General features: G+C 60.2%; 18 protein-coding genes. 13 read left to right on the top strand and 5 right to left on the bottom strand.

Going from position 1 to position 14,377, the window contains the following annotated elements:
* Positions 1–266 precede the first annotated feature (266 nt).
* From BM352_RS01495 to BM352_RS01460, 8 genes are all read left to right on the top strand, one after another.
* The gene (locus tag BM352_RS01495; RefSeq protein ID WP_090211593.1) at positions 267–491 is read left to right on the top strand and encodes a DUF6732 family protein; all 225 of its coding nucleotides are present in this window, start codon (positions 267–269) and stop codon (positions 489–491) included.
* Positions 488–1,717, top strand: coding sequence for a sirohydrochlorin chelatase (locus BM352_RS01490; protein ID WP_090211590.1), 1,230 nt, complete (start codon positions 488–490; stop codon positions 1,715–1,717). Before BM352_RS01495 ends, BM352_RS01490 begins: the two co-directional genes overlap by 4 nt.
* 5 nt (positions 1,718–1,722) lie before the next feature.
* A complete protein-coding gene (locus tag BM352_RS01485) occupies positions 1,723–2,361 on the top strand; it encodes a precorrin-8X methylmutase (RefSeq protein ID WP_175500593.1) in 639 nt (212 codons plus the stop codon).
* Positions 2,358–3,560, top strand: a complete 1,203-nt coding sequence (cbiE, locus tag BM352_RS01480) for a precorrin-6y C5,15-methyltransferase (decarboxylating) subunit CbiE (RefSeq protein WP_090211585.1) — start codon at positions 2,358–2,360, stop codon at positions 3,558–3,560. The genes BM352_RS01485 and cbiE overlap by 4 nt, the downstream gene beginning before the upstream one ends.
* On the top strand, positions 3,557–4,258 hold the full coding sequence (gene cobI, locus BM352_RS01475; RefSeq protein ID WP_090211582.1) for a precorrin-2 C(20)-methyltransferase: 702 nt from the start codon (positions 3,557–3,559) through the stop codon (positions 4,256–4,258). The genes cbiE and cobI overlap by 4 nt, the downstream gene beginning before the upstream one ends.
* Positions 4,249–6,060: a precorrin-3B C(17)-methyltransferase gene (gene cobJ, locus BM352_RS01470; RefSeq protein WP_090211580.1), complete on the top strand. Its 1,812-nt coding sequence runs from the start codon at positions 4,249–4,251 to the stop codon at positions 6,058–6,060. The genes cobI and cobJ overlap by 10 nt, the downstream gene beginning before the upstream one ends.
* The gene (cobM, locus tag BM352_RS01465; protein ID WP_090211577.1) at positions 6,057–6,827 is read left to right on the top strand and encodes a precorrin-4 C(11)-methyltransferase; all 771 of its coding nucleotides are present in this window, start codon (positions 6,057–6,059) and stop codon (positions 6,825–6,827) included. Before cobJ ends, cobM begins: the two co-directional genes overlap by 4 nt.
* Before the next feature lie 74 nt (positions 6,828–6,901).
* Positions 6,902–7,252 carry a hypothetical protein gene (locus BM352_RS01460; protein WP_090211574.1) on the top strand — a complete coding sequence of 117 codons (351 nt, stop codon included), beginning with the start codon at positions 6,902–6,904 and terminating at the stop codon, positions 7,250–7,252.
* Here BM352_RS01460 and BM352_RS01455 read toward each other — a convergent pair.
* Positions 7,249–8,118 (bottom strand): LysR substrate-binding domain-containing protein, encoded by an 870-nt coding sequence (locus BM352_RS01455; protein ID WP_090211571.1) that lies wholly within the window; start codon positions 8,116–8,118, stop codon positions 7,249–7,251. The two genes, BM352_RS01460 and BM352_RS01455, sit on opposite strands and share 4 nt — an antisense overlap.
* 79 nt (positions 8,119–8,197) lie before the next feature.
* Between BM352_RS01455 and BM352_RS01450 the strand changes: the two genes are divergently transcribed.
* A complete protein-coding gene (locus tag BM352_RS01450) occupies positions 8,198–9,181 on the top strand; it encodes a fatty acid desaturase (RefSeq protein WP_090211568.1) in 984 nt (327 codons plus the stop codon).
* Entirely contained in the window at positions 9,178–10,014 is an 837-nt protein-coding gene (locus tag BM352_RS01445) for a sugar phosphate isomerase/epimerase family protein (protein ID WP_090211566.1), read from the top strand. The genes BM352_RS01450 and BM352_RS01445 overlap by 4 nt, the downstream gene beginning before the upstream one ends.
* On the opposite strand, the gene BM352_RS01440 is transcribed toward BM352_RS01445, so the two are convergent.
* Positions 10,011–10,397, bottom strand: coding sequence for a carboxymuconolactone decarboxylase family protein (locus BM352_RS01440; protein WP_090211563.1), 387 nt, complete (start codon positions 10,395–10,397; stop codon positions 10,011–10,013). The genes BM352_RS01445 and BM352_RS01440 overlap by 4 nt on opposite strands.
* A 225-nt stretch (positions 10,398–10,622) precedes the next feature.
* Here BM352_RS01440 and dgcN point away from each other — a divergent pair, with 225 nt between their 5' ends.
* Genes dgcN through BM352_RS01425 form a run of 3 tightly spaced genes read left to right on the top strand, consistent with a single transcriptional unit; the run spans position 10,623 to position 13,475 of the window.
* A complete protein-coding gene (gene dgcN, locus BM352_RS01435) occupies positions 10,623–11,624 on the top strand; it encodes an N-acetyltransferase DgcN (RefSeq protein ID WP_090211560.1) in 1,002 nt (333 codons plus the stop codon).
* A gap of 23 nt (positions 11,625–11,647) precedes the next feature.
* Entirely contained in the window at positions 11,648–12,613 is a 966-nt protein-coding gene (gene dgcA, locus BM352_RS01430) for an N-acetyl-D-Glu racemase DgcA (RefSeq protein WP_090211558.1), read from the top strand.
* Positions 12,614–12,617: 4 nt separating this feature from the next.
* The gene (locus BM352_RS01425) at positions 12,618–13,475 is read left to right on the top strand and encodes a D-amino-acid transaminase (protein WP_090211555.1); all 858 of its coding nucleotides are present in this window, start codon (positions 12,618–12,620) and stop codon (positions 13,473–13,475) included.
* On the opposite strand, the gene BM352_RS01420 is transcribed toward BM352_RS01425, so the two are convergent.
* From BM352_RS01420 to BM352_RS01410, 3 genes are read right to left on the bottom strand one after another with little or no spacing between them, the layout of a single operon-like run.
* On the bottom strand, positions 13,472–13,759 hold the full coding sequence (locus BM352_RS01420; protein WP_090211553.1) for a hypothetical protein: 288 nt from the start codon (positions 13,757–13,759) through the stop codon (positions 13,472–13,474). The genes BM352_RS01425 and BM352_RS01420 overlap by 4 nt on opposite strands.
* On the bottom strand, positions 13,756–14,016 hold the full coding sequence (locus tag BM352_RS01415; RefSeq protein ID WP_090211549.1) for a hypothetical protein: 261 nt from the start codon (positions 14,014–14,016) through the stop codon (positions 13,756–13,758). Before BM352_RS01415 ends, BM352_RS01420 begins: the two co-directional genes overlap by 4 nt.
* Before the next feature lie 56 nt (positions 14,017–14,072).
* Positions 14,073–14,372 carry a DUF1244 domain-containing protein gene (locus BM352_RS01410; RefSeq protein WP_090211546.1) on the bottom strand — a complete coding sequence of 100 codons (300 nt, stop codon included), beginning with the start codon at positions 14,370–14,372 and terminating at the stop codon, positions 14,073–14,075.
* Positions 14,373–14,377: the final 5 nt, after the last annotated feature.

The following is a 14,377-nucleotide window of genomic DNA, read 5'->3' as shown; positions in this document are numbered from 1 at the left end:
TAAATGCGGGCCCAGCGTGCGTCACCTAGCGCAGATGCACACTTTCTGCGCGTCGCGCCGGTTTTGGGCCGTGTCGCGCCGTTCTGACCCATTGCGGCAGGCCGCCCCGCCCCATATACCTTCGAGTCGAAAGACGAGGGCCTTTGGCCCAGAGAGGTTGGCGGCCTTCGGATTGACCCAGATAGGGGATCCACCGGCTGCATCGTCACGATGCGGGTGCGCGCCCCGATCTCTCTCCTATTGAAGTTTGGACGAAAGGCGCGGTTATGACCCGGATTTTTATCACCCTTACTCTTGCGATCCTCGCGGCCCCCGCTTCGGCGCATGTGGGCCATTTCGGCGAGTTTGCGGGCCATGATCACTGGGTTGCGGGCGCGGCACTCGGTGCGGCGCTTGCGGTGTCGATCTGGGGTGCCCTCAAAGGCAAGAAAGACGAAGAGGATGCTGAAGCGGATACATCCGACGACGCGGAAGAAGAGGAAGCGGCATGAGCAAGATCGGTGTCATGATCTGCGGCCATGGTTCGCGCTCTCAGGCGGCGGTCGATCAGTTCTCTGTACTTGCCGAAAAACTGCCTGCTTACCTGCCGCCGGAATGGCCGGTGGAATATGGCTACCTTGAGTTCGCGAACCCGGTGATCCGCGACGGGCTGGACAAGCTGCGCGAACAAGGATGCGAAAAAATCCTCGCCGTGCCGGGCATGTTATTCGCCGCGATGCACTCCAAGAACGACATTCCCACCGTGCTGAACACATACGCTGCCAAGCACGGAATTGAGGTCAGCTATGGCCGCGAACTCGGCGTTGATCCCAAGATGATAGCCGCCGCCGGTGCGCGCATCCAAGAGGCGGTTGATGCTGCCAACGCCGTGCAACATGTCCCTAACGAGGAAACATGCCTTGTGGTCATCGGTCGTGGCGCGTCTGACCCCGACGCCAACGGAAACGTCGCAAAAATCGCGCGGATGTTGCATGAGGGCATGGGCTTCGGATGGGTCGAGGTTGGCTACTCGGGTGTCACTTTCCCGCTGGTGGAGCCTTGCCTGAGCCATGCCGCGAAGCTTGGCTATAAGCGGATTGTTGTGTTCCCATATTTTCTGTTCTCCGGCATCTTGATCGACCGCATTTATGGCTTCACCGATCAAGTCGCGGCACAGAATCCGGATATCGAATTCGTCAAGGCGGGTTACCTGAACGACCACGCATCCGTGTTGGAAACCTTCGCTGAACGTGTGCGCGAGCAGATGGGGGCCAACCCGCCGCCGAATTGCGGCATCTGCGCCTATCGCACCCAGATTTTGGCAGGCGAGGACGGGGCATCTGTGACGATCCCCGCCGAGGCACGCCAAGGCCATCCCGCCTTCTCGGACACGCCGCCGCCGACCTGCGTGCTGTGCAAATACCGTGTGCAGGTCCTGGGCTTTGAGTCCGAGGTTGGCGCAGTTCAGGAGTCTCATCATCACCATGTTGAAGGCCAAGGCGCCAACGCGCCCGGTTCCAATGTCGAAGACTGCGCGCTTTGCGATACCTTCTGCACGGGAATGTGCCGTTTGGTGAAAGACGATCACCACCATCATCATCACCACCACGATCATGACCACAGCCACGATCATTCCCATGACCACGGGCATCACCACCACCATGACCATCACCACGCGCCCTATCCTCATGCCAAGCATCCGCACGGGCCTGAATCGGCGCGCAATGCGAAGACCTGATCTTGATGCGCCCCTATGAAAAAGACCCTTCGGCCATTTATGCCCAAAGCTTCGCAACGGTGCGGGCCGAGGCCAATCTGGACCGCTTTCCGAATGGCCTGGACCGCCTCGCGACGCGGGTGATCCACGCCTGCGGCATGGTCGAAGTGGCGGACCGTCTGGCGTTTTCAGATCACGCCTATCTGGTCGGCCATCAGGCGCTTGCCGCCGGGAAGCCGATCTTGTGCGACTGCGAAATGGTAGGCGCAGGCATCATCCGGCGATACTTGCCCTCCGAGAACGAAGTCATCGTGACCTTGAACGACCCGTCGACGCCGGACCGCGCTGCAAGCATCGGCAACACAAGGTCCGCCGCTGCGGTGGAATTGTGGGAGCCGCATATCGCAGGGGCTGTGGTTGCCATAGGGAATGCGCCAACCGCCTTGTTTCACCTGCTTGACCTCATCGACCAAGGTTTCCCGAAGCCTGCCGTGATCTTGGGATTTCCAGTCGGTTTCGTCGGCGCTGCTGAGTCCAAGGCAGAGCTTGCTGCAAACCCGCGTGGGTGCGACTTCGTGGCTCTTCGGGGCCGCAAAGGCGGCTCTGCTCTCGCTTCGGCTGCCGTAAACGCCTTGGCCGCTGGCCTGCCAGAGGATAAATCATGACCGACAAATGGCTCCATATCGTGGGCATTGGCGAAGATGGCATGGACGGCCTTACTCCTGTCACCCGCGCCGTGGTTGAGGCGGCTGAAATTATCATCGGCGGCGAGCGTCATCACCAGTTGTCGGAGAATATTACAGCCACTCGCGTCGCGTGGCCTTCGCCCTTTGATGCGTTGATCGAGACGCTGGAAAGCTACAAGGGGCAGCGCGTTGTCGTGCTGGCAACGGGCGATCCGCTTTGGTTTTCGGTTGGCGCGCGCATAGGGCGTTCCATCGACCCGTCGCAGATTGTCTATCATCCGCAGTTGTCCGCGTTCCAATTGACCGCCGCCCGCATGGGCTGGAGCCTTGCCGACGTCGAAACCCTCACCGTGCATGGTCGCCCTGTGCAGCAAATGGTGGCGTTCATTCAGCCAGATCAGCGTTTGATCATCTTGACCACCGGCGCGGACACGCCCGCTCAGATCGCGAAGTTCCTGACAGAGCGCGGCTTTGGTCAATCGCAGATGACCGTGCTGGCCTCCATGGGGGGCGAGCGCGAGCAGCGCTTTGACGGCACCGCCGCGGACTGGTCGCACGAGGTCCCCGCTTTCAACACGCTCGCCGTGCATTGCATCGCGGCACCAGACGCCGCGCTTTTGCCGCGCGTGCCGGGGCTGGATGACAGCCTGTTCCATTCAGATGGCACGATGACCAAGCAAGAGGTCCGTGCCGCAACTGTCGCCAAGCTGATGCCCATGCGCGGGGCGCTTCTGTGGGACATCGGCACAGGCTCTGGCTCCGTCGCGATCGAATGGATGCGGGCTGCTCGGTATGCCCGTGCCATCGGGATTGAGCCCCGTGCCGACCGCCGCGCCATGGCCGCAGAGAACGCGCTCGCCCTTGGCGCGCCCAAACTGGAACTGATTGACGGCGAAGTGCCCGTGGCCTTGCACGGCCTCGACGCACCTGACGCGATTTTCGTCGGTGGCGGCCTGAGCCACGAGGTGTTCAACATCGCTTGGGAAAACCTCCGCCCGCTCGGCCGCTTGGTGGCCAACGCGGTGACGCTCGAAAGTGAGGCAATCCTCATCGCGCTGCACAAAAAGCACGGTGGGGATCTGGTTAAAATCAGCGTGCAACGGGCTGAACCTGTGGGTCGCATGACCGGTTGGCGGCCGTCGATGACGGTCACCCAATGGAGCCTCGTAAAGCGATGAGCGGTACCCTGTATGGCGTCGGCCTCGGCCCCGGTGATCCGGAGCTGATCACCCTGAAAGCTGCGCGGCTGATCGAGGGCGCGACCACCATCGCCTACCCGACGCTCGCCGGAGGGGACAGTTTCGCCCGTGCCATAGCGGCCGGTTTGATCCCGTCGGCTGCCCGCGAAATCCGCATGGATGTCCCGATGAGCACCGAACGCCAGCCCGCCCAAGATGCCTATGACACGGGCGCTGCGGAAATCGCCGCCGTTTTAGAAACCGGCGAGGACGTGGTTTGCCTTTGCGAAGGCGATCCGTTCTTTTACGGCTCCTTCATGTATCTCTTCGCGCGGCTCTCCAGTCGCTTCGACACGCAAATCATCCCCGGCGTCACCTCCGTCACCGCCTGCGCCGCCCGCGCCGCGATGCCGCTTGCCGCCCGCAACGAACGCCTGACGATCCTGCCCGGCCCGCTGCCCGAGGCCGAATTGCGCACTCGGATAGATGGGGCCGAAAGCGTGGTCATCATGAAGGTCGGACGCCATCTTTCCAAAATCCGCGCAGTCATCGAAGATCTAGGCCTGACCGATCAGGCGATGTATGTCGAACGTGCGACGCTGCCCGAAGAGGTCGTTCTGCCGCTCGCTCAAGCGCCTGAGAAGGCTCCGTATTTTTCAATTATTTTGCTGACCAAAGGGGCCGATCCATGGCTGTAAAACCCGTTGTCCTGTGCCTCAACCGCGCAGGCGAGGCCACTGCGCACCGCATCGCCGAAATTCTGGACGCCCCCGTGCATGGCCGCGAGACCCGTGTCGATCAGGCGGATGTGTTCTTCGCCAACGCGCTGGACCACACGCGGATGCTATTCCAAGCAGGCACGCCAATTGTAGGGGTATGCGCCTCCGGCATCCTGATCCGCGCCGTAGCTCCAGTGCTGTCTGACAAAACAGCGGAGCCACCCGTGCTGTCTGTCTCGGACGACGGAGCAGTGGTCGTACCGCTCTTGGGCGGTCATCGTGGCGCGAACCGTATGGCGGCGCTAATTGCCAAAGCCATAGATGCCACCGCTGCCGTGACGACTGCTGGCGACGTGGCCCTTGGCGTGGCACTGGATGAGCCGCCCGCGGGCTACCGCCTCGCCAACCCCGAGAACGCGAAAGGCGTTATGGCCAAACTGCTATCCGGCGCTGGCGCAACCGTCATGGGCCACGCCCCTTGGCTGGCTGATTTGCCGAAGGGCGACGATGTTACCATCGCATGCACGGTGGCGTCCTCGGATGCTGATCTGGTGTTCCACCCGCTGCAATTGACCCTAGGCGTGGGCTGTGCGCGCGATTGTGCGCCGGAAGAATTATATGACCTTGTTATGGAAACTTTGGCGAACTCCAACATCGCGCCAGCCGCGCTTAGGGCGATTTATACATTGGACCTGAAAGCGGATGAGCCCGCCGTGCACGCCCTGTCGCGCGCCTTCGACATTCCGGTACGGGTGTTTGACGCCGCGACGCTGGAGGCCGAAACTCATCGGTTGGAATACCCGTCGGATGTTGTCTTTGCGGAGGTCGGAACCCACGGGGTATCCGAGGCCGCCGCATTGGCTGGGGCGGGCGAGGACGCGACCTTGATCGCGCCGAAGCACAAAACCAAAAACGCCACCTGCGCCGTCGCCTTGGCGCCGACCCCCATCACCGAATTGCGCGGTCGCGCGCGCGGCAAGCTGTCGATCATCGGCATTGGCCCCGGTCAGCATTCATGGCGCACTCCGGAAGCTTCGCAACTGGTGAACGAGGCAGAAGAACTTGTGGGTTACGGGCTCTATATCGACCTGCTTGGGCCGCTGGCCTACGGTAAGCAACGCTCCGACTTTCCCTTGGGGGGCGAGGAAGACCGCTGCCGTTACGCATTGGAACGCGCGGGCGAGGGGCGCAATGTGGCGCTGATTTGCTCCGGCGACGCGGGCATCTACGCCATGGGTGCGTTGGTGTTTGAATTGCTGGACCGTGGGCCGGACGAGATGGGCGTCACCGACGCCGCCCGCCGGATCGAGGTCGTTTCCACCCCCGGCGTGTCCGCCTTGCAAGGTGCCGCTGCCCGCGCAGGTGCGCCTTTGGGTCACGACTTCTGCGCGATATCTTTGTCAGACCTGCTGACCCCGCGCGAGGATATCATCAAGCGCCTGCACGCGGCGGCCGAAGGGGACTTCGTCATCGCCTTCTACAACCCCGTTTCTATGCGCCGCCGCACGTTGCTGGCGGAAGCCCGCGACATCCTGTTGCAACACCGCCCCGCCGATACGCCGGTGATGCTGGCATCGTCCTTGGGGCGTCCAGAAGAGCACGTCCGCTACCGCCGCTTGGACGAGTTGGAGGTTGATGAGGTCGACATGCTGACCGTCGTTTTGATCGGCTCCAGCCATTCCAAGCTGGCGCAATTGGGCGAAGGCCCGCGCATGTACACACCGCGCGGCTACGCGCGCAAAATTGACGGCGACCTCGCCAAGACAGGAACTGACCTATGACCGTATTCTTCATTGGCGCAGGCCCCGGTGATCCCGAATTGCTGACCATCAAGGCGCAGAAGACCATCGCGCGCTGCCCTGTGTGTCTCTACGCGGGCTCGCTGGTGCCGGAAGAGGTCGTGGCCGGTGCGCCCGAGGGTGCGCGCGTTATGGATACTGCCCCAATGACGCTGGACGATACGCACGCAGAGATCGTTGCGGCCCACGCCAAAGGGCAGGATGTGGCCCGCGTCCATTCGGGCGACCCGTCGCTCTATGGTGCGATTGCCGAGCAAATTCGCCGCCTCAAGGCCGAAGGCATCCCCTACGAAATCATCCCCGGTGTGCCTGCTTACGCCGCCGCCGCCGCTGCGTTGGGGCAAGAACTCACCGTGCCGGAAATCGCGCAATCCATCGTGCTGACCCGCATGTCGATGAAATCCACCTCCATGCCAGCAGGTGAGACGCTGGAAAATTTCGCACGCACTGGGGCCACGTTGGCGATCCATTTGGGCATCCGTGCCTTGCGCGAGATCGAGCGCCAGCTGATCCCCTATTACGGCGAAGACTGCCCCGTAGTGGTCGCCTATCGCGCCTCTTGGCCGGATCAGATTTTCCTGCGCGGCACGCTCAAAGATATCCGCGAAAAGGTCCGAGCGGAGAAAATTACCCGCACGGCACTGATCCTTGTCGGTCCGGCCTTGGCAGAGGTTAAAGACTTCCGTGACAGTGCATTGTATGATCCTGAGACGCCGCACGTGCTGCGCCCGAAGGTCAAAGTTTCGTAAATCTGTCGTAAAAACTTGATGTTAACGGGGTCCATGCTCAATAATCCCTGAGGGAGAGTAGAGGAATCACTTTAATGATTGAGTTTTTACCCAAGGAAATTGAGGATGGTTTGGCCGCTGCGCGCTTGAAAGCCGCTACCAAAAAGACGCGTCTTCGCGTGCAGTCGGGGGAAGATATGATCCCTTTGGTGCGGCTCGCAGGCAACCATTTCGCAATCGAAAAAGACCTTGCTCCGCGCCTGCGCGGACTTGTCGACATCTATGATGGCGCGCGCCATTTGTATCAGGCGCTGGTCGTGGCGACATCCTTTGATGGCGAAGCCGTTGTGTTTGAATTCAAACGCAACACGGCGACCGCCAATGGTCCGGCTCTGGATTTCGCGCCCGAGGATGACGCGCCGATCGGCCTTCTGCCACGCGCTTAGAGTTCTGCCAACATCCATGCTTCGAAGGCTTGGGCGCTTTCGCTTGGCGGCGCATTTCCGTGCACCAGCCAGTAGGCGCGAGGTGACGGTAATTCGAAGGGATGCGCTTGCATCAACTCCCCGCGCTCCATCGCGGCCTTGCTGGTCAGATGATCCCCAAGAGATACGCCTTGCCCCGCTTTTGCGGCCATCTCCATGATCTGCAAGTCCTGAAACACCACGCCCGGATTGGGGTCCTGTTCGCCACCCACAGCGGAGACCCAGCGTTGCCAGTCTTGGCGATTGTCGAGATGCAGCAAAGGCAGCCGGGCAACTGCATTGCCATCCGCCAACATCTGTCCGCCGATCATCGACGGCGCGGCAACAGGGAAAAAGCCGACATCCATCAGCTTGGTTGACCCTGCAGGCACCTCTTCGGGCAGCAGGAAGCTGACATATAGGTCGTTGCGCCGCCCGCCCAGATCACCGTAGCCCCGCGGCGTATTTATTCGAAGCGCAACACCGGGATGCTTTGCTAGAAAACCGCCGATCCTTGGCGCAAGCCAGCTTGCTGCAAATCCGGAGGCCACGTTCAGGGTCAACGACCCCGAAAGGGCCAGCGTTTGCGACGCGCGGGTTAATACGTCCAAGGCCGGACTGATCTCGGCCACGTAGTGGCGGGCGCGCTCGGTCAGCCGGACGCCGCGCCCTTCTCTCCGCATCAAAGGAAAGCCCAACTGATCTTCGAGCGCCTTCAATTTATGGCTGATTGCAGATTGCGTGACGGCCAAGGCCTCCGCCGTGCCAGTGATCGAGCCTGTGCGCGACAGCATTACAAGGGCTTGCAGGGCAGAGGTCGAAGGGATTGGCATATGAAAAAATCTCATGCAATAGGTGAATTATAATCGTATGACATGAGAAAAAGAACAGGTCAAACTGCTCCGATACTTTGTAAAGGGGTCAATCATGGAAGCCAGCTTCTCGCGCCGCAAATTGCTGACACCTCAGGAATTGCGAGCGCTGAACGAACGATCAGATCTTCAAGGCGGGCTGCAAATGGCCAGTCATGTCGGCGCAATCGCCATCGTCGCTTACCTGCATGCGCAGGCCATGGGCACAGCTTGGGTCTGGCTTACCGGTGCAGCGCTCGGTATTTTGCTGAATTTCCTTTACGCAGCACAGCACGAACTCAGCCACGCCACAGTTTTCAGAACGCGCAAGGCGAACGAGGTGTTTGGCCGCATCATCGGGTTCATCCAGATCTTCCCCCGAGACTTCGACCAAGTGATGCACTTTGCCCACCATACCTATACGCAGGATTGGGAGCGCGACGGCGAGTTGGTGCGCGAGCCCTATACGCTGACGACCTATTTGCTTTGGCTGAGTGGCGTCACCTATTGGCGCAACCGCGTTGTCGGAAATATCCGCCGCGCACGGGGGATCATTCTAGAGCCTTACATTCGCGCCGAAGAAGAGGCGAAGATCATCAAAGAGGCCCGCATCCACATCTTGCTCTATGCGATGATCGCAGTGCTCTCGGTCGCCGCAGGCACTTGGGTTGCCATTACCTATTGGCTGTTGCCTATGGTCCTGACCAAACCCATTCACCAGTTGCAAAACACAATCGAACATCTGGGGCTGAGCCACGAAGATGACATCCTGGAGAATACCCGCTCCACCCGCACCAATGCGCTGATCCGCTGGTTGTGCTGGCAAATGCCCTATCACACCGCGCACCATGTTTTTCCTGCGGTTCCATTCTGGAAGCTGCGCGCGTTGAACGAAAAGATCGAGGCGCAGGCCGGTCAGGTGCATCGCATGGGCTGGATCGAATTCCAGATAGAAGTGATCCGCAAGCTGATGGCCAAGGATGAAAGCCAGTATCCGATGGATGAAGTCTGGGTGGTCCCGCTTTCCGGCGGGCGTGCCGCGCGGATTCCAGCGGAATGAGGCGGCTTCAGACCTACACTTCGCTTTGGGCAATGCAGCCGCATGATCAAACAGGGGTAAAGCTGCCCTATGATCAGGTCTGTGAAATGGTCGCAAGCGCAGGGTTTGACGGCATGGCCATTGATCTGGGCGCGTCAGATGTGGCGGTTGCTCACGCCGTACGCCCGCATATGGAGCGAAACAATCTGACGCCTCTAATCGTGGCTTTCCCGAAAACGATTGAGAGCCTCGAAGACACGTTGAAAATGGCCAAAGACTTCGGCGCACCGTTTGTGGATGTGATCGGGCAGGTTATGCCGATAGCGCTTGATGACATGGTGCCGGTGATCGAGACGTGGATGGAGATGTCCGACAAAGTCGGGATGCCGATCCAGTTCGAAACTCACCGCAATTGTATCACCAACGATCTCTACACCATGCTCCAACTTCTGGACCGCATTCCCGACATGCGCGTCTGCGCAGACCTGAGTCACTACGTCGTAGATCGCGAATTCTGGTATCCGATCCCCGAAGCGGACCTGGCGCTGATCAGCCGCGTGCTCGAACGCTCCGACAGCTTTCAGGGGCGTGTCGCGTCCCGCCAACAAATCCAGCTTCCGCTGAGCTTTCCGCAGCACCAGAAATGGGTGGAGCTGTTCAAAGGTTGGTGGCGCGAAGGCATGGCGTCCTGGCGCGACCGGAACGCCGATGGCGACTGCATCTTCCTGTGTGAACTCGGACCGCCCGAATACGCGATGACAGGCCCCGACGGAAAAGAGATGTCAAACCGCTGGGAAGAAGCGCAGCAGATCAAGGCGTGGGTCGAGGCGATTTGGGACGATCTGGGCGGCTAAAGCCCGGCTTCCTCCAGCACTTTACGGGCGGCGCGGAAGCATTCCAGCCCTTGCGGGACGCCGCAATAGATCGCAATCACGTGGATGATCGCGCGAAGTTCTTCCTTGGTGACGCCATTGTTCAACGCGCCACGGCAATGCAACTCCCACTCGCTCATCTTGCCTAAGGCACCAATCATCGACAGGTTCATCATCGAGCGTGTCTTGGCGTCGATCACGTCATCCCCCCAGCCAAAGCCCCAGCACCACGCGGTCATGGCTTCCTGGAATGGCAGGGTAAATTCATCCGCCGCCGCCAAATTGTTCTCCACATACTCCGCGCCTAAGGTGGCTTTGCGCTGCTTCAGCCCTTTCAGAAACAGGTCTTCGTCGAATGTGCTCATCAGGGTCTCCATTTATTTGTTCAGCGAGAGGTTTAGGCCAAAACAATCGCGCGTCACTGTGTTTTCTTTCGCGGCAGGGCGAAAGCCAGTGAAGATTCTTCGCATAGATCGCATTATGGCCGTAGATTCTTCGTAAGATGGTAGGGAATGGGCTGCATCTAACGAAACATTACTGTTATCGGCGGCATATGCTCCACCCAAATCACCCAGCTTCGGAGCCCTGCTATGATCCAGACCCCATACCTCCTCTTCCTCGGCGATGCGCCGGATGCCCTGTCCGCTAAGGTCGCCCAAGGGATCAAGGATTGGCGTCCGGAAAACGCGATTGGCCAATTCCGCATGGAAGGCTGTGGCACGACCATTGGTCTGACCGACATGACGCTTCAAGAGGGCTTGGATGCCGGCGCGAAAACGCTGGTGATCGGCGTGGCCAACCGTGGCGGCTACATTTCCAATGCTTGGAAAGAGGTGCTCGTTCAGGCGTTGGAAATGGGCTACGACATCGCGTCGGGCCTGCACAACCTGCTGCGCGACGAAAACGAAATCCAGCGGGCCGCAAAGGTCCATGGCGGCACCTTGCACGACGTCCGCATCCCCTCTGTTGCCTACCCGATCGCCAACGGCGTCAAGCGCACGGGCAAGCGTTGCCTTGCGGTCGGCACCGACTGCTCCGTCGGCAAGATGTATACCGGCCTCTGCATGGACGCTGAGATGCGCAAGCGAGGGATGAAATCCACCTTCCGCCCAACCGGTCAAACCGGAATCCTGATCACCGGTGGCGGCGTGCCGCTGGACGCGGTGATAGCGGACTTCATGGCGGGCGCTGTGGAATACTTGACCCCTGACAATGACGACGACCACTGGGATCACATCGAAGGCCAAGGATCGCTCTACCACGTGTCTTATTCCGGCGTGACCATGGCGCTGATCCATGGCGGCCAGCCAGATGCGTTGGTGCTGTGCCACGAGCCGACCCGCAAGCACATGCGCGGTCTGCCGGGCTATCAGCAGCCGTCGTTGGAAACCCTGCGCGAGACCGCCTTGACCATGGCGCGGGTGGCAAATCCGGCCTGTCAGGTCACAGGTATTTCCATCAACACCCAACACATGCCCGAGGACGAGGCCCGCGCGTATATCAAAGAGGTCGAGGACCGCATGGGCCTGCCCACCACTGATCCGTTCCGCTTCGGCGCGGAGCGCCTCGTGGATGCGCTCGAAGCACTTTGATCTAAACCAAGGAGAGCCGCGCTATGAGCATCACAGTCACTAAGGACGTGTTCCAGCTGGCGGAGGTGTTCACCATCTCGCGCGGCTCGCGCACTGAGGCGCAAGTGCTGACCGTCCGCGTGGAGCGCGACGGAGTGACGGGGCAGGGCGAATGCGTCCCCTATGCCCGCTACGACGAGACACTGGATTCGGTGATCGCCGAAATCCTGTCGCTGCCGTCCGAGATCACGCGCACAGCCTTGCAAGGCGCCCTGCCCGCAGGTGCGGCTCGTAACGCGGTCGATTGCGCCTTATGGGACTGGGAGGCCAAGAAAGCTGGCGTCCGCGTTTGGGACATTCTGGGCCTGCCTGCACCCAAGCCCGAGATCACCGCCTACACCCTGTCGCTGGCAGAGCCGGATGCGATGGAGGCCAGCGCACGCAAACACAGCCACCGCCCGCTGCTCAAGATCAAGCTCGGCACTCCCGACGACATGCCCCGATTAGAGGCCGTGCGCCGTGGCGCGCCGAACACGCCTATCATCATCGACGCCAACGAGGGCTGGACGGCAGAGGTCTATTCAGACCTCGCCCCGCATCTGGTCCGCCTTGGCGTGAAGCTGGTGGAACAACCCTTGCCCGCAGGGGCAGATGACATGCTGGCCGAGATCGACCGGCCTTTGCCTGTCTGCGCCGACGAAGCTTGCCACGACCGCGCCTCGCTGCCGTCGCTCAAGGGCAAATATGACGTCATCAACATCAAGCTCGACAAAACCGGCGGGCTGACCGAAGCGCTGGCTTTGAAGGACGCAGGGCTGGCGCAAGGCTACGGCGTGATGGTCGGTTGCATGGTCGGATCATCGCTGGCGATGGCTCCGGCAACCATTTTGGCGCAAGGCGTGGCCTTCACCGACCTTGACGGCCCGCTGCTTCTGGCCGAAGACCGCGATGAACCTTTGATTTTTGACGAGGCTGGGGTCCACGCGCCCAAGCCCGAGCTATGGGGATAGTGATATGAGCCGCATCGTTTACCTGAACGGAGAGTACCTGCCGGAAGAAGAGGCCAAGGTGTCTGTCTTTGATCGCGGCTTCCTGTTTGCCGATGCGGTGTATGAGGTGACGTCGATCCTCGACGGCAAAATCCTTGCCTTTGACGGCCACGCGAAACGCCTGCAACGCTCGCTAGACGAGTTGCAGATGCAAAATCCGATCTCGACCGAGGATCTGTTGGAAGTGCATCACCAACTGGTCAAGCGCAATGAGCTGACCGAGGGCATGATCTACCTGCAAATCTCGCGCGGCAATCCCGGCGACCGTGACTTCGCCTTCCCGTCCGAGGATGTGACGCCCACGATCGTGCTGTTCACCCAGACGGCAAACCTGCTGAACAACCCGAAGATTGCGACCGGCATGAAGGTGATCTCGGTCGACGATCAACGCTGGGCCCGTCGCGACATCAAGACGACGCAGCTACTGTTCCCGTCTATGGCCAAGATGATGGCCAAGGCCGCTGGTGTGGATGATGCGTGGATGGTGGAAGACGGGCACGTCACCGAAGGCAGCTCCAACAACGCCTATATTGTGAAAGACGGCAAGATCATCACCCGCAATCTGGGCAACGAGATCTTGCACGGCATTACCCGCGCGGCGGTGCTGGCCTATGCAGAGGCGGCGCAGATGCAAATCGAAGAACGCCCCTTCACCATCGAAGAAGCCAAGAACGCGGATGAGGCGTTCATTACCTCAGCCTCAACCTTCGTTATGCCTGTCGTGGAGATTGACGGGGTGGCATTGGGCGACGGCAAGCCGGGTAAATCGGCGGCACGTTTGCGCGAAATCTACCTTGATGAAAGCATGAAGCAGGCGCTTTAGTTTGACTTCTTGAGCGAGTAATTATTCTCGCTGCCATCCCAACGCAGAATTGTCAGCAACTCCTGGCGGAACATATGTGACCGCCCGGAGAACCGCGACGGTGCGTTTGACAGCTTCATGTGAAGCGCTGCTGCTTGCGATGTGGACAGCGCCTTGTAGTCAACGGGGCCGACGTTCCAGAACACCAGCCGGTTTTCGATCGAGCGCAACAACTGCTCGTTCGGCGCGGCGGTGACCGGTGCTGCCAATACCAGCAGCGCTGCGATGACCCCCGCGCGGATCATTGGCGACCAAACAGCGTCTTCAAAAGGCTGTCTCCCAAGACGGCTCCGATATTGCCGCGAATTTGCGCGGGTGTCTTGTTGCTGTGAAGCAGGTGGTTGATGTGGACGACTTGTCGGCGGGTCAGCCCGTCGACATCCACATCGGCATAGCCCCATGTCGGTAATTCTTGCTTCAGATGGTCACGCATCGGCGACTGGCTTGCAGCGGCAGGCTGTGCCAGCAGGGCCAGCAGCGCGATCAGGGATAGTCGTTTCATCTCGGTCTCCTTTGGACGCAGTTTAGCACATAGTCAGTGCGTGGCCCAATTCACAGTTATGTGGCGTCTTTATGCGCTACTTCAAACGCGGCTTTTTGCGCATCATTGGCTTCTGTCTGGTATTTGTCGCGCCACTGATCATAGGGCATTCCGTAGAAATCTTTGCGCGCCTCGTCCTTGGTCATCTCGATCCCGCGCTCGTTGGCGGCTTCTTGATACCAGCGGCTTAGGCAGTTCCGGCAAAACCCTGTCAGATTCATCATGTCGATGTTTTGCACATCAGTGCGCCGTTGCAGGTGGGCTTGCAAGGTGCGGAAGGCAGCGGCTTCCAGTTCCAGCTTGGTTTGGGCGTCCATGGTCA

Source organism: Litoreibacter janthinus, assembly GCF_900111945.1.
Classification (GTDB): domain Bacteria; phylum Pseudomonadota; class Alphaproteobacteria; order Rhodobacterales; family Rhodobacteraceae; genus Litoreibacter; species Litoreibacter janthinus.
The sequence above is the reverse complement of the archived record's forward strand: the minus strand, read 5'-3'. Positions and strand labels throughout refer to the sequence as shown.